Annotated in this window: 16 protein-coding genes and 1 riboswitch; of the genes, 12 read left to right on the top strand and 4 right to left on the bottom strand. The window is 43.9% G+C overall.

The genetic code is table 11. From position 1 onward, the window contains the following. Positions 1–6: 6 nt before the first annotated feature. From CLOSA_RS07720 to CLOSA_RS07755, 8 genes are all read left to right on the top strand, one after another. Positions 7–1,227 (top strand): FAD-dependent oxidoreductase, encoded by a 1,221-nt coding sequence (locus tag CLOSA_RS07720; protein ID WP_013272213.1) that lies wholly within the window; start codon positions 7–9, stop codon positions 1,225–1,227. A gap of 444 nt (positions 1,228–1,671) precedes the next feature. Beyond that, a riboswitch (glycine riboswitch) is annotated at positions 1,672–1,754 on the top strand. A gap of 158 nt (positions 1,755–1,912) precedes the next feature. Continuing rightward, positions 1,913–2,995 (top strand): glycine cleavage system aminomethyltransferase GcvT, encoded by a 1,083-nt coding sequence (gene gcvT, locus CLOSA_RS07725; RefSeq protein WP_013272214.1) that lies wholly within the window; start codon positions 1,913–1,915, stop codon positions 2,993–2,995. A 100-nt stretch (positions 2,996–3,095) separates the two neighbouring features. Further along, complete coding sequence (gene gcvH, locus CLOSA_RS07730) at positions 3,096–3,479, top strand: glycine cleavage system protein GcvH (RefSeq protein ID WP_013272215.1); 384 nt, start codon at positions 3,096–3,098, stop codon at positions 3,477–3,479. A gap of 13 nt (positions 3,480–3,492) precedes the next feature. After that, positions 3,493–4,812, top strand: coding sequence for an aminomethyl-transferring glycine dehydrogenase subunit GcvPA (gene gcvPA / locus CLOSA_RS07735; protein ID WP_013272216.1), 1,320 nt, complete (start codon positions 3,493–3,495; stop codon positions 4,810–4,812). 4 nt (positions 4,813–4,816) lie between these two features. Beyond that, complete coding sequence (gene gcvPB / locus CLOSA_RS07740; protein ID WP_013272217.1) at positions 4,817–6,277, top strand: aminomethyl-transferring glycine dehydrogenase subunit GcvPB; 1,461 nt, start codon at positions 4,817–4,819, stop codon at positions 6,275–6,277. Beyond that, the gene (locus tag CLOSA_RS07745; RefSeq protein ID WP_013272218.1) at positions 6,261–7,259 is read left to right on the top strand and encodes a lipoate--protein ligase; all 999 of its coding nucleotides are present in this window, start codon (positions 6,261–6,263) and stop codon (positions 7,257–7,259) included. The genes gcvPB and CLOSA_RS07745 overlap by 17 nt, the downstream gene beginning before the upstream one ends. A gap of 18 nt (positions 7,260–7,277) precedes the next feature. Further along, positions 7,278–8,690: a dihydrolipoyl dehydrogenase gene (gene lpdA / locus CLOSA_RS07750; protein WP_013272219.1), complete on the top strand. Its 1,413-nt coding sequence runs from the start codon at positions 7,278–7,280 to the stop codon at positions 8,688–8,690. A 120-nt stretch (positions 8,691–8,810) separates the two neighbouring features. Then, positions 8,811–9,014 (top strand): hypothetical protein, encoded by a 204-nt coding sequence (locus CLOSA_RS07755; RefSeq protein ID WP_013272220.1) that lies wholly within the window; start codon positions 8,811–8,813, stop codon positions 9,012–9,014. 50 nt (positions 9,015–9,064) lie between these two features. Here CLOSA_RS07755 and CLOSA_RS07760 read toward each other — a convergent pair whose 3' ends face one another. From CLOSA_RS07760 to CLOSA_RS07780, 4 genes are all read right to left on the bottom strand, one after another. Continuing rightward, entirely contained in the window at positions 9,065–10,432 is a 1,368-nt protein-coding gene (locus CLOSA_RS07760; protein ID WP_013272221.1) for an MATE family efflux transporter, read from the bottom strand. After that, positions 10,422–10,904 (bottom strand): MarR family winged helix-turn-helix transcriptional regulator, encoded by a 483-nt coding sequence (locus CLOSA_RS07765; protein ID WP_013272222.1) that lies wholly within the window; start codon positions 10,902–10,904, stop codon positions 10,422–10,424. The genes CLOSA_RS07760 and CLOSA_RS07765 overlap by 11 nt, the downstream gene beginning before the upstream one ends. Before the next feature lie 451 nt (positions 10,905–11,355). Next, positions 11,356–11,484, bottom strand: a complete 129-nt coding sequence (locus CLOSA_RS23400; protein ID WP_278146013.1) for a hypothetical protein — start codon at positions 11,482–11,484, stop codon at positions 11,356–11,358. Between the two features lie 399 nt (positions 11,485–11,883). Further along, positions 11,884–13,245: an APC family permease gene (locus CLOSA_RS07780; RefSeq protein ID WP_013272224.1), complete on the bottom strand. Its 1,362-nt coding sequence runs from the start codon at positions 13,243–13,245 to the stop codon at positions 11,884–11,886. 451 nt (positions 13,246–13,696) lie between these two features. Here CLOSA_RS07780 and CLOSA_RS07785 point away from each other — a divergent pair, with 451 nt between their 5' ends. The 4 genes from CLOSA_RS07785 to CLOSA_RS07800 all read left to right on the top strand — a co-directional run bounded on the left by CLOSA_RS07785 (position 13,697) and on the right by CLOSA_RS07800 (position 18,158). Further along, on the top strand, positions 13,697–14,617 hold the full coding sequence (locus tag CLOSA_RS07785; RefSeq protein WP_013272225.1) for an ArsR/SmtB family transcription factor: 921 nt from the start codon (positions 13,697–13,699) through the stop codon (positions 14,615–14,617). A gap of 345 nt (positions 14,618–14,962) precedes the next feature. Then, positions 14,963–16,366: an extracellular solute-binding protein gene (locus CLOSA_RS07790; protein WP_013272226.1), complete on the top strand. Its 1,404-nt coding sequence runs from the start codon at positions 14,963–14,965 to the stop codon at positions 16,364–16,366. 72 nt (positions 16,367–16,438) lie between these two features. Continuing rightward, positions 16,439–17,338 carry a carbohydrate ABC transporter permease gene (locus tag CLOSA_RS07795; RefSeq protein WP_157669006.1) on the top strand — a complete coding sequence of 300 codons (900 nt, stop codon included), beginning with the start codon at positions 16,439–16,441 and terminating at the stop codon, positions 17,336–17,338. Then, on the top strand, positions 17,328–18,158 hold the full coding sequence (locus CLOSA_RS07800; protein WP_013272228.1) for a carbohydrate ABC transporter permease: 831 nt from the start codon (positions 17,328–17,330) through the stop codon (positions 18,156–18,158). The genes CLOSA_RS07795 and CLOSA_RS07800 overlap by 11 nt, the downstream gene beginning before the upstream one ends. Positions 18,159–18,209: the final 51 nt, after the last annotated feature.

The following is an 18,209-nucleotide window of genomic DNA, read 5'->3' on the forward strand; positions in this document are numbered from 1 at the left end:
GTTAAAATGACTAAAAAAACAGAATCATATGATGTGGTGATTATAGGAGGCGGAGCAGCCGGCTTAACTGCAGGAATCTATTGCGGCAGAGCCAAGCTAAAAACCTTAATCATAGAAAAAACCCTGGTAGGAGGGCTTGCCACTTATACCAATGAAATAGAGAACTATCCCGGCTTTCCGGATGGGGCTACAGGTCTTGGACTTATGGATTTATTTCATAAACAGGCCAAAAAATTTGGCGTAGAGTTTAAATTAACGGATGTAAAATCCGTATCCCTGGCAGGGGATATGAAGCAGGTAGAAACGTTCCGTACCATTTACCAGGCAAAGGCCGTGATTATCGGAAGCGGCGGAAAACCCCGTCTGACCGGTGCGAAAAATGAGGACTTATATCTTTATGATAAAGGGATCTCGTTCTGCGCCACCTGTGATGCTGCGGCAAATACAGGGAAAACGGTTATGGTGATCGGAAGCGGTGATGCAGCCATTGAAGAGGGGATATTTTTAACCAAATTTGCAGATAAGGTTATCGTATCTGTTATGCATGAGAATGGCAAAATGGACTGTAATGAGATTGCAAAGGCACAGGCTCTTTCCAATCCTAAAATGGAATTTCTCTGGAATACGGTTGTTGACCGCTTTGAGGGGGACGAAAGGCTGCACACGGTTGTGTTAAAGAATTTAAAGACAGAGGAAAAAATTCCTGTCTCCGTGGACAGTTGTTTCCTGTTTATCGGTTATCTGCCAAATACAGAATTATTCCGTGATATTCTGGACATGAACAGGGGAGGCTATCTCATAACCAATGAACGGATGGAAACAAATATACCTGGAGTATTTGCCGTAGGAGATGTACGGGACAAATACTTAAAACAGGTCGCAACGGCAGTGGGAGATGGAGCTGTTGCCGGCTACGGTGCAGAAAAATATGTATCGGAAAGTGAAATTTTTGAAAAGCAGATAATGAATGAAGGAAGACCCTCCCTCGTGTATCTTTATAATGCAATCGATCCCCAGGCAAGAGAGCTGCTGCCGGTTTTTAAAGAGTATGAACAGGAGCATGGTGACCTAAGGGTATCCTGCATTGATATTTATAAATCAGATGGAATTGCGAAACGCCTTGATGTTGAGAATACCCCCTGTATGGTGTGGATCAAAGAGAGCCGGATCATGGAAAAGTATTATGGTGAAATGACTCGTGACCGCATTCTTGACATTTGCAGGTAAGCAAGATGCAATGGATCTGCATATGATTCCTACGTCCTGGAGCCAGGCCTGGCCCGGGGCGTTTTTTCTAGTATTTTCCGGCGTGTATAGCTCCATACTTTTCAATAGACTCTAAAACGGTGCCGGAAGATTATATTGCAGCGGCAATGACATTTAATCCTTATCTTTAAATATATTATAAGAAGGCAGAACGTAAGAACGCATTGAAAGGAGAGCAGATGGACCGGACCATTTTCCGTTTTGGGAGTAAAAGCCTCCGGCATGGGGACCCAGGGAGTAAAGTATACATAGAAGCCATGACCAGACCAAAAGCAATCACCATTAATAAAACAGAATAAATGGAATCAGGGCTTACTTAGAATGAAAGCTTCCTGAATTGGTCTTTTGTGTAAAAAATCATTGACAGTGCAAAAGTACTCTGATAATATCAATAATAAATAACGGATGATGAATTTGAGAGAGAGCACAAATCTGTGCCGCCGAAGGGGAACGCAGAAACTCTCAGGCAAAAGGATCAGATTCGGACGTAACTCTGGAGAACATTTATGTACCGAAGAAGTCAATCTTTCAGGTAAAAGGACAGAGGCAGGCAGGAATATCCAATAGAGATATTTCTTTCTGCCTTTTTTTGTGCGGATAAACAGGTGACTTCCTATTATCATATAAATTCAAGGAGGATTAATACATGGAACGAAAAACACCGCTTTATGAAATGCATCGGAAGTATCATGGCAAAATGGTCCCTTTTGCCGGATATCTTCTTCCCATTCAGTATGAAGAGGGAATCATAAAGGAGCATATGGCAGTTAGAACTGGAGCAGGGCTGTTTGATGTTTCCCATATGGGAGAAATAATCTGTAAGGGAACTGATGCACTTGAGAATCTGCAGCGGATGCTGACCAATGATTTTACCGGTATGGCAGACGGCCAGGCAAGATACAGCCCTATGTGCAATGAAATGGGCGGGACAGTGGATGACCTGATTGTATATAAGAAAAAGGCTGAGGAGTATTTTATCGTCGTAAATGCTTCCAATAAAGAAAAGGATTACCGGTGGATGCTGGATCATAAATTTGGAGAAGTGGTGTTTGAAGATATTTCCGATGATATCACCCAGATTGCCCTGCAGGGTCCCAAATCCCAGGAAATACTGAGGAAGCTGACCGGGGACATTCCTGAAAAATATTATTATGGTAATTTCAATGGAAGGGTTGCCCAAATCCCGTGTATCGTATCCAGAACCGGTTATACAGGGGAGGACGGTTTTGAGCTTTATTTAGACAATACATATGCTGAGACCATGTGGGAAACGCTTATGGAGGCAGGGAAGGAATACGGACTGATCCCCTGCGGGCTGGGGGCCAGAGATACCTTAAGGCTGGAGGCGGGCATGCCTCTGTATGGACATGAAATGAACGATGAAATCAATCCGGTGGAAACCGGACTGGGATTTGCCGTGAAAATGAAGAAGGAGGATTTTATCGGCAAAAGCCATTTGCCGGATAAGGATTCCCTCTTAAGAAAGCGGGTAGGATTAAAGGTAACAGGACGCGGGATCATACGGGAACAGGAAGAGGTGCTTGTAAACGGAAAAAAGGCAGGCTTTACTACATCCGGAACCCACTGCCCCTATCTGGGGTATCCGGCTGCCATGGCCATTCTGGATAAGGAATATGCAATAGAAGGTACAAAAGTAACGGTAATCGTCCGGGGAAGGGACGTTGAGGCGGAAGTGGTACCTCTTCCATTCTATAAAAAATCAAAATAATCCCATGGGGAATCACCCTGTGGGTTTACCAGGACGCCCTGACAAGCCGGGCGGCCCTGCCCGGAAAACATGGGCAATAAAAGAAAAAGGAGAATAAAGCATGAAGGTATTGGAAAATCTGGTTTACACAAAATCACATGAATGGGTAAGGTTTGAAGATGAAACCACAGCTTTGGTGGGCCTTACGGATTACGCACAGCAGTCATTGGGAGGGCTTGTTTTCGTTAATCTGCCGGAAGAAGGAGATGAGACGACAGCCGGTGAAGTATTTGCTGATGTGGAATCCGTAAAAGCTGTTTCCGATGTGTATTGTCCGGTAACCGGAGTTGTATCAGAAATCAATGAGGAACTTCTGGATGCACCGGAAAAGATCAATGAGGCCCCGTATGAGGCTTGGTTTGCAAAGATCACCGATATTACGGATAAGGAAGAATTCTTAAGTCCTGAGGAGTACGGAGAATTTGTAAAAAAAGAAATGGAATAAAGGAGGTCTGCATATGGGTTCATTTATACCGGCAACCGACCAGGACAGAAAAGAAATGCTGTCTGCGATCGGAATCAACAGCATCGAAGACCTTTTCGGGCAGCTTCCAAAGGAAGTGATGTTACAGGATGGATTGAATCTCCCCCGGGGGATGTCTGAAATGGAAGTAAGCAAAAAAATGGAAGGCATTGCGGCAAAGAACACGGAGTTTCCGGTAATATTCAGGGGAGCGGGTGCGTACAGGCACTATATCCCTTCCATAGTGAAAAGTGTGTTGTCTAAGGAAACGTTATACACGGCTTATACCCCGTACCAGGCGGAAATCAGCCAGGGGATCTTACGATCCATATTTGAATACCAGACAATGATCTGCGAGATTACGGGAATGGATACGGCCAATGCCTCCGTGTATGACGGAGGGTCAGCGGCAGCAGAAGCGGTAGCGATGTGCAGGGACAGAAAGAAAAACAAGGCCTTTGTTTCTGCGGCAGTTCATCCCCATGTCATGGAGACCATAAAGACTTATTGTTTTGGAAATGGGATGGAACTTAGGGTGATTCCTGAAAAGGACGGTATCACGGATCTGGATTTTCTAAAGGAACATCTGGATGATCAGGCAGCATGTATCTATATTCAGAATCCCAATTATTACGGCAGTCTGGAACCGGCCGGGGAAATCGGAACCATAGCAAAGGAAGCCGGTGCACGCTATATCATGGGCGTAAATCCAATTTCCCTGGGAATCATAAAGACGCCGGGAGAATATGGTGCAGATGTTGCAGTAGGAGAGGGGCAGCCTCTGGGACTGCCTCTGGCATTCGGCGGTCCATATATTGGTTTCATGGCCTGCACGAAAGAACTGACCAGAAAGCTGCCCGGAAGAATTGTGGGAGAAACCGTTGATTCCAACGGAAAGACAGGATATGTCCTGACTCTCCAGGCGCGGGAACAGCATATAAGAAGAGAAAAAGCATTAAGCAACATCTGCTCAAACCAGGCGCTTTGTGCTTTGGCAGCAGGAGTCTATTTATCAGCTATGGGAGCAGAAGGACTGAAACAAACAGCCATACAGTGTATGTCAAAGGCTCACTATCTGGCAGACCAATTACAAGCAATCGGATATCCGGTTGTAAACCGGGGAGAGTTTTTTCATGAATTTGTGACCATTTCAAAAATTCCTGCGGAACAGGTAATGGAGCTGCTGGAGGAACAGGGAATCCTGGGCGGCTATCCCTTAACTGGTGAAAGAGCCGGGCAGATTTTATGGTGCTGTACGGAATTGAATGCAAAGAATGACATGGACCGTGTCGTTGGCATTCTGAAGGAGGTGTAAGGGGATGCTGATATTTGAAAAGGGGCAGAAAGGAAGAAGAATGACCATTCTGCCGGAATGCGATGTGCCGGTGAGACTGCCGGAGGAAGACTGCCGTAGAAAAAAGAACATGCACCTTCCCCAGGTATCTGAAAATGATATAAGCAGGCATTATACGGAAGCCGCAAAAATGGCATATGGAGTCAATGACGGATTTTATCCTCTGGGTTCCTGCACCATGAAATATAATCCAAAAATCAATGAAGATATGGCTTCGCTTCCAGGATTTGCAAACATCCATCCTCTTCAGCCGGAGCATACGGTTCAGGGCTGCATGGAGGTTTTGAAAACAGCAGAAAATTATCTGTGTGAGATCACGGGAATGGACCGCATGACCTTTCAGCCGGCTGCAGGAGCTCACGGTGAATTTGTGGGGTTATTGCTGATAAAAGCATATCATGAGAGCCGGGGAGACGGTAAAAGAACAAAGATCATAGTACCTGATTCTGCACATGGGACCAATCCTGCCAGTGCGTCCATGGTGGGCTATTCCGTGATCAGTATTCCTTCTTCAAGAGACGGCGGGGTGGATCTGGAGGAACTGAAAAAGGCAGTGGGGGAAGATACGGCTGGGCTGATGCTGACCAATCCCAACACCTTAGGCCTTTTTGACAGAAATATTCTGGAAATAACAAAAATCGTTCATGAAGCAGGAGGGCTGGCTTATTATGACGGAGCAAATCTAAACGCAGTCATGGGAATGGTTAGACCAGGGGATATGGGCTTTGATGTGGTACACTTAAATCTTCATAAAACCTTTTCTACTCCTCATGGAGGCGGCGGTCCCGGCAGCGGGCCGGTGGGGTGCAAGAATCTGCTGGCTGGATTTTTGCCCAACAACCTGGTGGAAGAGGAAAACGGATATACCTTTAAAAGTCCTGCGCAGAGCATCGGACAGGTGAAAAATTTCTACGGAAACTTTCTGATCGTTGTCAGGGCCATGACCTATTTATTCATGCTTGGAAAGGAAGGAATTCCGGAAGCTTCCAAGCATGCGGTATTAAACGCCAATTATATGATGGCAAAATTAAAGGATGGATATGACATGGCATATCCGGGACCCTGTATGCATGAGTTTGTTATGAGTCTGGCCAGACTTAAAAAAGAAACCGGTGTATCAGCTATGGACATAGCAAAAGGACTTTTAGACCATGACATCCATCCCCCGACCATGTATTTCCCTCTGATCGTATCAGAGGCGTTAATGGCGGAGCCGACGGAAACGGAATCAAAGGAAACCCTGGATCACGTGATTTCTGTACTTCTGGACCTTTATGAAACAGCCGGATCCCATCCGGAAATCCTTCATCTGGCGCCTGTCCATACACCGGTCACCAGGCTTGATGAAGTGAAAGCAGCCAGAAATTTAATGTTAAAGTATGACTTTGCAGATAAGGAAAACCATAACGATGATACAGAATATTAAATATTTCGACGGAAGCGGTTTTGACCCCTATTTAAACCTGGCCATAGAGGAATATTTAATGGAAACAACAGAGGAGGACACTTGTATCTTATACCTATGGCAGAATGAAAATACTGTTGTAATCGGCAGGAACCAGAATCCATGGAAGGAATGCAGGATCCGGGAACTGGAAGAGGATGGCGGACATCTGGTGAGAAGATTATCAGGAGGCGGTGCCGTATTCCATGACCTTGGCAATTTAAACTTTACGTTTCTTGTCCGAAAGAACCATTATGATCAGGATAAGCAGCTGGAGGTTATATTAAGTGGGGTCAGAAAAGTAGGAATCCATGCAGAGAAATCCGGAAGAAATGATATTACCGTATCAGGAAGGAAATTTTCCGGAAATGCCTTTTACACCCGAGGGGAGAAGTGCTATCATCATGGAACTCTCCTGGTCCATGCTGATATGCAGAAGCTTTCCCAATATCTGCAGGTTTCAAAGGAGAAGCTGGCACTAAAAGGAGTGGACTCCGTCAAATCAAGGGTAACCAATCTTTCCGAGTATGAGCCTGGCCTGACCATTCAAACCCTGAAGAATAAGCTGCTGGAGGCATTTGAGGAAACCTATGAACGTAAGGCGGTTTACTGCAGCCAGGAGGATTTGGATCCCAAAGCCTTGTCAGATGGAAGAAAGAAATTTTCCTCCTGGGATTGGCTGTACGGACGCAGCATGGACTTTCAGTACGAGCTGTCAAAACGGTTTGCCTGGGGGAACGGAATCTGGCAGTTTCAGGTGAACAATGGGATCGTAAAGGATCTGCAGTTGTTTTCCGATTCTATGGAGCCGGATCTGGTAGACAGGATCCCCGGATATATAAAGGGAAGCAGATACGAATATAAGGATATCTGTCACAGACTGGATCAGGTGCCGGCAGAGACCCAGACCCAGTCAATCATAATAAATGATTTAAAAGAGTTTTTTGCCGCTGCTGAATTATAGAAGCCAGGGAGGGATTGAATGGATGTCATATATGATCTGCTTGTTATTGGTGCAGGCCCCGGAGGATATGTGGCGGCAATAAAAGCTGCAAAGCTGGGGATGAAGACCGGGTTGATAGAAAACCGGGAAGTGGGAGGTACCTGTTTAAACCGGGGGTGTGTTCCTGCAAAGGCTTTGCTGCATGCTGCCAAATTATATCAGGAGGTTCTGTCCGGAGAACGGTTCGGAATTGTTTCCAAAGAGGTGAGTTATGATTACGGCAAAGTATTGTCCTATAAAAATGAAACCTCTGAAAGCCTCAGACTTGGTGTGGAACAGCTCCTTAAGGGAAATAAAATAGAACAGATCCATGGAACCGGGACGCTGATAAAGGATGGAAGAGTCAGGGTTAAGACAGAGGAGGAAGAACGGATCCTTCAGGCAAAGAATATCTTACTGGCCACAGGTTCCAAGCCCTCTTTTCCTCCTATAGAGGGAATCCGCCTTCCGGGAGTCATGACCAGCGATGATATGTTTCTACTTGATCATGTGCCGGAAAGTCTGGTTATTATAGGCGGCGGGGTCATTGGTGTGGAATTTGCCACCGTATTCTCTTCCTTTGGTTCCAGGGTCACCATACTGGAAGCAGAAGATAAACTTCTGCCCGGCCTGGATAAAGAAATATCACAGAATGTTAAGATGCTTTTGAAAAAGAGAGGCGTCACCATCCATACCAGAGCGTTTGTCCGGAAAATTGAAACAGAGGGCCTTGATTTTATCTGTACTTTTACGGAGAAGGGGAAGGAGAAAGAGAAAACAGAGGTCTTAAAGACACCGTGTCTGCTTTCGGCAGCCGGACGTATCCCCATGACGGAAGGTCTGCTGGAGGATGGGACATTACTGGAAATGGACCGGGGCAGAATAAAGGTAAGTAAAAACTTTGAAACAAGTATGCCGGGCGTGTTTGCCATCGGAGATGTCATCGGAGGTATCCAGCTGGCCCATGCTGCAAGCGCCCAGGGGATCTGCGCGGTAGAATGGATGAATGGGAAAGAGCCGTCTATTGATCTGTCAGTCGTTCCGTCCTGTGTATATACAGACCCTGAAATTGCATGTGTAGGTATGACGGAAGAGGATGCAAAAGAAAAGGGAATTGAGACCGTAACCGGAAGATTCTTAACCCATGCCAACAGTAAATCATTGATAACAAAAGAAGAAAGAGGTTTTGTTAAGGTTGTAGCAGATAAGGAAACCAATGTACTGCTGGGAGCACAGATGATGTGTGCCAGAGCGACGGACATGATTGGGGAAATGGGGACCGCCATATCCAATAAGCTTACTGCAAAGCAGCTTTTAAAGGCCATGCGTGCCCATCCTACCTATAATGAATCCATAGGGGAAGCGTTGGAGGACTGCATTGGCGGAGCCATTCATGCACTGCCCCGAAAATAATTCATTGTAATATCAGACAGTCCCTATTTTACATTTTTTGCCGCTATATTTATGAAACCGAAATCTTCTGCATAGTTTCTCAGGAAATACAAAAACTAATGGCAGATAGGAGGTATCATTATGGCAAAAGCAGGTATGAGAAGACCAAGTCCCTATGATTCAAACAACCATGGTACAGAGAATCATGAGAAAATGCATCGTCCAAAAAATGAGCAGGCCCGGGTCCCGGAAATTCAGGGCGCAGCCAAGAATGGAAATGACAAGGCCGGTCCGGTCAATGCCCCAAACTGGGCCAGAGACGATTACAAAACAGGAAACAAATAGAAAGATAGAGACCTAACTCGTTAGGTCTCTATTTTGTCATATGCTTATCATTATTTAAGCTCCAATTTCCTTAACACGCTTTTAAACTGAGTGGCAAACAGGATACTTGTTATTGTGACAGCAATCATATCTGCTATAGGCTCTGCGAAAAATACCGCAGCCACCTTATTTTCAAAAAACAATGGCAATATAAATATAAGTGGAATTAAAAGGATTATTTTACGCAAAACAGCAAGAAATACAGATGTTTTTGCATTTCCCAATGCGATAAAGGTCTGCTGGCAACTGATTTGGATTCCAAATAGAAAAGAAGCAGCCATGTAAATTCTCATTGATTTTATAGAAATTTGAATCAAACCGACATCTTTGGTAAAAAATCTGGCAAAAACTTGTGGAGTTAACATTGCAACTGCCCACAATCCTATGGAATAAATGAGAGATACCTTAAGCAGTAACAAAAATGCTTCTTTGACCCTGGTACCATTCGCTGCTCCATAGTTAAAGCTGATAATGGGTGTGGCTCCCTGGGTAAGTCCGGCTAATGGAAGCATGGAAAATTGCATAACACTAGAAAGGATTGTCATGGCGCCGACTGCTAAATCTCCGCCATATTTAAGCAGTGATGTATTAAATGATACGGCTAAAATACTTTCAGTTGATTGCATAATAAATGGTGATAATCCAAGAGCAACACAAGGCATCAGCACCTTAAAATCAATCTTTAAATCTTTTCTCCTGATTTTTAGCAGAGTCTTATCTCCTGTAAGAAATTTTATAACCCACAATGCAGAAACACCCTGTGATATTATGGTTGCCAGCGCAGCACCTTTTACACCCATATGAAACTTAAAAATAAAGATTGGATCTAATATAATGTTTAAAACTGCTCCAACCAGTACCGTAAGCATGCTTGTCTTGGCAAACCCTTGTGCAGTAATAAATGCATTTAATCCTAAAGCTAGTTGTACAAACAATGTTCCGCACGCATAGATGTTTAAATAATCCAAAGCATACTTTATTGTATTTTCACTGGCCCCAAATGCCATTAACAATTTCTCTCCGAATATAAGGACTGCAGCTGTTAATGTTACTGAAAGAAACACGAGTGCAGTGGTACAATTTCCAAGTATTTTTTCAGCAGCCTGTTTTTCCCCTTTTCCCATCTTAATCGAAGAGAGTGGTGCACCTCCCATACTGACTAAAGCAGCAAATGCTGATATTACCATAATCAGCGGCATTGTAACACCTATTGCAGTTAATGCAGCAGCTCCTGTGTCAGAAATATGTCCAATATACATTCTATCCACCATATTGTACAAAAGGTTGATAATCTGTGCTGTAATTGCAGGAAAAGCCATGTCAAAGAGTAATTTACTTATGCTTTTAGTTCCTAATTCACTTTGTTGTTTATTTTCCATCTCTTCTGTTATCCTCATATGTTTCATATTGATCAACGATGTTTTGATACATTTTATTTAATACTGTTTCCATTACCTCATTTTCTTCCTCAGTAATATTGCAGGAAAGAACAGCAAAAAACTCCTGTTGAACAGCATATAATTTTTTCATGATAGGAGTAGCGGCCGGTTGTATTATTAGATAAATACATCGTCTGTCTGTTTTATCTGCCTCATAAGACAGATAACCCTTTCGATATAGAGAATCCACGGATTTAGATATCATAGACTTTGACATGGCACGATATCTGGCTATATCGCTTGCTGTATTAAGTGAGTTATTATTATACAAAAATAAGAGTACGTCAATTTCATTTTGCGTCAGGTGTAATTCCTCTGTTAAATGATAAAACATTTTTTCATACACCTTTTTTAACTTCCAGTTAAATCGTAATAAAAAGCTTTTTTTACCATCTATTCCGTTCCTTTTCATATAGATGCACCTCATGCAGAATAATAGTTCAACATTGAACTATTATAACATATTTATTTATTTTTTCAATACTGATTTCAGTACTTTGCTTATGCAAGTATGTTCATGGAATATTTAACGGAATTAGAGAATGTATGATTAGATACAATGGTTTATTGAACCTTGAAATATCATGTTTTCCGTAAGTGACAGATGTGTTTCAATGGAAGTGCTTTGTGCTAAGCAGAAAATAGACCTGCGCCGTTTTGTCCTAAAAGGGAAAAAATTTCACTTTTTCTGCCCTCTTTTGTAAACATAAACCGCTGCCCTGTGCAATCGGGTGCAACCGGGCAGCGGCTTTCGATATCTTTTGTAAGATCACGGTATATGTAATGATTTGTTTTGTCTGCTATTCTTTTAGGTAATCCATAACCCCTTGCCAGAGCATATCTTTGGTGGGAATATAATCCTCTTAGCACTGAGTTTTGGCCTTTTCACTCATTTCTTTTAAGTTATAGCCGTCTTTTAAAACAGAAAACTTCATAATACCAGGAGAAAGCACTTTGCTTGGACAATCGTAAATGCATTTCAGACACCACATACAGTTGCCTCCGAATTTAGGAATCCCTATTGCGTCCTGATGTTTTTTTGCCGGACATTCCCTCGCGCACATTCCGCATTTGGTACATGCCTGGGATGGACGTATGGATAAACCGGAAATTTTTGCACCAAAGTGTTCTAAACTGCCGATAAAAGCAAAAATACCATCAGGAAACCGGGGACTTGTAAGGTGCACATTGCCTGTTAAAATTTCTGTGATGGCCTGAGCCACCTTTTGGGGTATAGCATTAATTAACTGGAGATTTAATTGGTAATCAGCCTGAGCGGCAAAATTAGACGGCATGACAAACATTTTTTCGTCCAGCGTTCCGCAATAGAGGCTAAGCGGAAAGCATATACGGGAGAGAAAATAATCAGCAGATCCGTTGCTTTTCCCAATTCATAAAAGTCTCCTGTGAAATAAATTTGTTCGAAAAAGCAAAGCGCCTAAGGCCATGATAACAAAAAACACAATCAGATAAGCAACTGCAGCAATTCCGTGGGCAAACCAGGCGGCAGCGATCATAAATACACAGCCTGCAAGGGAGAGGCAGGGCATTAATACCCGGTTAAAGAAATTAAGCTCTTTGCCTTTAACCATGAACATAATAAAAATAGGGATGTACAGGGCATAAATTGTGATAATAGGCAATTCGGAAGAATCAAAGCGGAAGAACCCAAACCAGTTGGAGGATAAGTTTGCACCATAAAAATAAAACAGCCAGATGCCGCATAGAAATAATCCCATGATTGCGGAATTTACTGGCATATTGGTTGCCGGATCGATCTGGCTGAAAACCCATGGTTTAGGGCCAAGGCCTCTGGCGGCAATGGAATAGATTCCCCGGGTACAGCCAAGCATCAGCCCATTTAAGGTCCCCAGGCATGAAATAATAACAAATACAAACAACAGGGAACCGCCTGCTGAAGAGAAAACCGTCTGGAATGCCAGCTTGGCACCGGATTCTCCTCCGGCCATCATCAGTTCATTTTTAATAGTACCGGCCAGCCCAATGTAATACAGGATATATATTGACATGGTAATAAAGGTGCCTGCGATCAAAGCCAGTGGAAGATTTTTCTTTGCGTTTCTTAATTCTGCGTTGATACAGGTAGCTATGATCCAGCCTTCATAAGCAAAGCTGGCTGCAACAATAGCCGTAAATAATCCGTTAGAGGAGCTTTGGGACACGTAATGAGTGAAATTGTACATGGTCATACCGCTTCGGACTCCTGCAAAGGTTCCAACCACTGCCATTAAAAAGAGGGGAATCAGTTTGATGACCGTAGTGCTTACCTGGAATTTTCCGGCCAAAACAGGTGATAATGCATTCATAGTAAAGCTTGAAACCAGGTAAAGACAGGCAATGGTCATACATTCTCCGCCGGTAATGGAAAAGCCGAAAATTACACAGGTATACCGGGCGGAAACCCACGCCAGTACCGAGGTTATTGTAGGATAATAAATCGCTGCCATAAACCAGCCCACATAGTAGGCATAGGTTTTCCCCATAGCTGCTTCCGCATAATCCACCACTCCGTTAATATACTGATATTTGGTAGCCATGACAGAAAACGTATACGCACAGGAAATCATAATGATACCGCCGATCACCCATGCCAGGATGCCCTGCTTTAAATTGCCTCCGGTTGCAGTAAGGATCTTTTCCGCTTTAAAAAACACGCCGCTGCCGATGACGATACCTACAACCATTGCGATCGCTGTAAAAAGACCATATTTTTTTTCTAACTTCGGTTCCATAATTTAACCAGTCCTATCTCATAGGATTCCTTTTTTCGTTATTCTTTCATCTTCAAAGTAATCATTGCCATAATACCAGGTTTTAACATATTACAATAATTTTTTTTGCGATGAAACTTTTTTTATTCTAACATAAAATTGTTTATTATTCAGCAAGAATTTTCTTTTTTAGAATTTTTTTTGGTAGATATATCTATTTGCAGAAAGACGCAAAACACATGCATTTATTTGGAAGAAGTATAGGCTTTCCGCTGGGGGACTGACGGAATTCAGGACAAGTTCAAAGCCTTTCAAAGGGAGGCCTCCGGGATTGACATAAACCCTGAAGATAAGGTATGATAAGTATCAAATATCAGGGTCCAGAACGTCATGGATCCCGGTCCCGGAAGACAGTACCTGCAAAGCCTGACAGTGCCCAGGGTGCTTAAAAGGGAGGAAGGAGAGCAGTGCCATGGCAAAAATTAAGGAATTTACCCTGGAAAATATTAAAGAAATCTGTGAATTTGGCAAAGCGGTCTCATCGCCTGTCCGGCTGGAGATCATAAAACTGTTATATCAGGATAATTATTCCATAAGCCAGATTGCAGATGCTCTTGGTCTTCCCCAGTCCAGTGCTGCCTTTCATTTGAAGCTTCTGGAAGCAGCGGATTTAATCCGTATGGAGGAACAGCCAGGGAGTCATGGGACCATGAAGGTATGCAGCCGGAAACAGGATTATGCCAATCTCTGTTTTCTGCCCAGAAGCAGCCAGATCAATCAGGTGTTAAGCATTGAGATGCCTGTGGGCGCATTTGTGGGCTGCAGTATTTTTCCCACCTGCGGTTTATACACGCCCAATGGAGTCGTTGGTATGGAGGATAAGGTATACAGCTTTTATCTTCCGGAACGGATGGAGGCAGGTCTTTTATGGACGTCTAAAGGGTATGTGGAATATAAGTTCCCCAATCAGCTGCCTGCGGGTAAACAACCGGTGCGTTTGTCCTTTTCTATGGAAATATGCTCCGAGGCGCCTGGGTATGCAGAGGACTGGAAGTCTGATATCACCTTGTGGGTAAACGGCATAGAGTGTGCCACATGGTGCTGCCCCGGAGATTTTGGGTCAAGAAGAGGGAGGCTTACACCTGCCCTGTGGCCCAACGGTTCTACTCAATATGGTATTCTGGTAAAGTGGGAGATTAGGGGAGACGGAAGCTATATGAATGGAGAGCGGGTCTCAAAAGTCAGAATCAGTGATATTTGGCTTTCGGAAAACGCTTTTGTCACCATGACCATGGGAAATAAAAAAAATGCAAAGTACGAAGGCGGCTTTAATCTCTTTGGAAAGACCTTCGGTGATTACCCCCAGGATATTCTTATGGAGATCGAATTTTGATGATAAATGGAGAACCATGAAACAACTGTTTGGAAATTGTGGTTATTTTCCCGGCAGTTGTTTTTTGTTGCCTTTCTCCCGGAATGGGGAGGACTTAGATTATAACAGGAATTCTATTTTTTTGAATAAAGGTAATTCATAATAAAACAGTAATACTGTTGCTAATGTAAAATATAAACAAAATAAATCAAAAATTAGGGGTTAATATATTGACTTACACAATAAAAAGGTGTATGGTTGATGTATTAAATCAGTAATGCTGTTGTTAATTCGACTTTTTGTGCGAAAAGGCAACAGGCTGTTTTATGGTATGTGAAGCAAAATGAGCAAAATAAGGAGGTAATTATGAGAAGGGGTAAAAAATGGATGGCTGCCTTAGGTGCAGCGGCAGTGGTTATGGCAGCATTATCAGGATGCGGACGCAGCGCATCAACGCAGACGAGCGGGGGGACTCAGGCGGCACAAGAGAGCAAGGAGACTGCTTCAGGAGAAACTTCAGCAGCTGCGGAAGAGACAAAGAATGTCAATGACGACGGAACGGTCAACAATCCGGAGCAGGTGGCTGTGGATGCCAACAAGCTGGTCATGTGGTCCTTATTCAGCGGCGGTGACGGCGGCTTTATGTCAAAGATGATCGAGGAATATAACGGTACCAATCCAACCAAGCAGGTACAGTCCATCATGTTGGTATGGGCGGATTATTATACAAAGCTTCAGACAGCCGTTGCTGCCGGAAAAGGACCGGATATCGGCATATCCCATGCCTCCTCTTTGCCGCAGTTGGTGGAAGACGGTGTGGTGCAGCCCATCACTTCCTATCTTGATGAGCTGGGGATCGATTTAAGCCAGCATTATTCCCAGGCTTCCATTGATGCAGTGACCTTTGGCGGTGAGGTCTATGCGGTTCCATTGGACACTCATGCAGAGATTATGTATTTTAACAAAGGCATATTGGAGCAGGCCGGCGTGGCATTAAATGGGGCCGGAGGGGTTGACATTAAAAATGCAGATGATTTTTATGCCATCTGCGATAAAATCAAGGCTGTGATTCCGGAAGATGGCTCTACGATCGCCATCACCAGCAACGGAGACGATCCTTACCGCTTATGGTGGGCTGCTTATTTCCAAATGGGAGGAGCCCCTATTGTCAGCGATGACGGCAAGTCTGTCACTCTTGATAAGGAAAAGGCTGTTAAGGCGGCAGAGTTTGTAAAGGGGCTTTATGACAAAGGCTATGTTAAGGAAGGGATTGATGACCACCAGAAATTCTTCCAGAGCGGAAAAGCAGGTATCTGCATCGGCGGAACCTGGGCGGTAGGCGCTTTTGAGCAGACGGATAACTTAAACTTTGTACCGGTGGCATTTCCCAAGCTTTTTGATACAGATAACTGCTGGGCAGATTCCCACACCTTTATTCTTCCTGCAAAGAAAGCAAGGAATGAGGCTGACAGCAAGGCTGCCGTTGAATTCATGGCAGCTGCCTCCATGAAAGGCGGAGTGACCTGGGCAAGCTCCGGCCAGATTCCGGCTTGCAAAGAGGTTCTTGCAAGTGATGAATATAAGGCTCTTCCATACAGAAGCAGCTACATGTCAGAGGTTGAGAAAGCAGTTCTTCCGGCTAAGGTATCTACCTTTAACGGAATGAAGAAGGGCATGATCGACAGCCTTGATACCATCTGGACGGGAAAAGGAGATGCTGCTTCCGGTATAGATGCGCTTTATGATGAGCTTGAATCAAACCTTCCGTAATAACTGCATAACAGAGGGGGGATATTTCCCCCCTTTTATAAAAGGAATTGTATGGTTGGGGAGGACAGGGATTTGAGCAGAAGCAGAAAAATAAGAGATATGGTTACGGGCCTTGGATTGTGCTTTCCTTTTTTGGCCTTATATACGGTCTTTACCATTTGGCCGGTGGTCCAGGGGCTGTATGTGAGCCTGCATAAGTGGTCCCTAATGGGTAAGGTAAAATTCATAGGACTGGATAATTACATTAAATTTTTATCGGATCAGAAGTTTGTTGACGCATTGAAGCATACGGTCATCTTTGTCGGTCTTTCTGTACCCTTTCTGGTGATCATGGCTTTGATACTGGCCCTGTTTGCCAACAGGCCGGTAAAGATCAGGCGGGGGTTAAGGATTGCATATTATCTTCCCAGCATTATTTCCGTTTCCGTTGCGTCTTTTATTGCAAAATATATGTTTGCGCCCTATATGGGCTTTGTAAACGGAATACTTCATCTGACGGGTCTTTTAGGTCCTGGATCGGAAATACAATGGCTGATTGACACCAATCATGCATGGGCAGTCGTTACCATAATGACCGTATGGTGGACGGTAGGGTTTTCCATGCTTTTATATTTATCTGCTCTGCAGGAAATTTCTCCGGAGATTTACGAGGCTGCGGAAATCGACGGAGCAGCAAAATGGCAGCAGTTATTGTCCATTGTCCTGCCTCTGTTAAAGCCCACCACTTACTTAATCGTTATGCTGCAGATCATTGCAAGCTTTAAGGTGTTCGGCCAGATTCAGTTAATCACGGCGGGAGGACCGGCAGGAAGCACAAAGCCCTTGATCCAGTACATTTATGAAACGGGATTTACGAAAAACAATATGGGCTATGCCGCTGCCATGTCCTATGTGCTGTTTGCCATTCTGGTGGTTTGCACCCTCATCCAGAAGGCGGTTCAGAAAAGGGGGGAAATGAAAGATGAAGCATAAGAAAATAAAGGCAGGAAGTATTGTTTTGACTCTTCTGTCCGCCGGGCTGGCTGTCATGTTTCTGGCACCTGTGATCTGGGCCTTTTTTGTATCCCTGCAGTATGAAGGGAAGCAGATTAAAAGCGTGGTCAGCTGGTTCTCTCCTCCCTATACCTTAGGGAATTATCTGGACCTGATTATCGGCTCTGATGTTGCCAAGTGGCTGCTTAATTCCGTAATTGTTGCGGTGCTGGTTACGGTTTTGACTATCCTTTTTTCCTCTATGGCCGCCTATGCCCTGTCAAAAATTAAATTTATGGGAAGAAATAAACTTTATTTTTACTTTTTGCTGGGACTCATGGTTCCCGGAGAAGCGACCATTGTTCCGCTGTTTATCACGGCTAACAGCATGCACTTAATTGATTCTTACGCAGGTCTGCTTCTGCCTTCTGTGGCAGTATCCATGAATCTGATCATCATGGTTACTTTTTTTAAGGGAATTCCGGATTCCCTCATAGAAGCCGCAAGAATTGACGGCGCCGGAGAGCTCACGATTTTCGCCAGGATCATCATGCCCTTATCAAAGGCGGTGCTTTCCACGATCAGCATTTTCGCATTTATCGGAAGCTGGAATAATTATCTGTGGCCTCTGCTTTGTGCCATGGACAGCAGTAAATTTACATTGCCTGTTGGAATTCCCATTTTCGCCGGAACTTACACCGTAGATTATGTGAAGCCAATGACGGCCAATATGATTGCTTCCATACCTGCCATGATTATTTATCTGATTTTTGAAAAGCAGATCGTGCAGGGAATTACCATGTCCGGCGTTAAGGGCTGACATGCGTATTAAAGAAACACCTGAAAGGTGTACCTTCCTGCCTTACAAAAG

The organism is [Clostridium] saccharolyticum WM1, from assembly GCF_000144625.1.
GTDB classification, from domain to species: Bacteria; Bacillota; Clostridia; order Lachnospirales; family Lachnospiraceae; genus Lacrimispora; species Lacrimispora saccharolytica.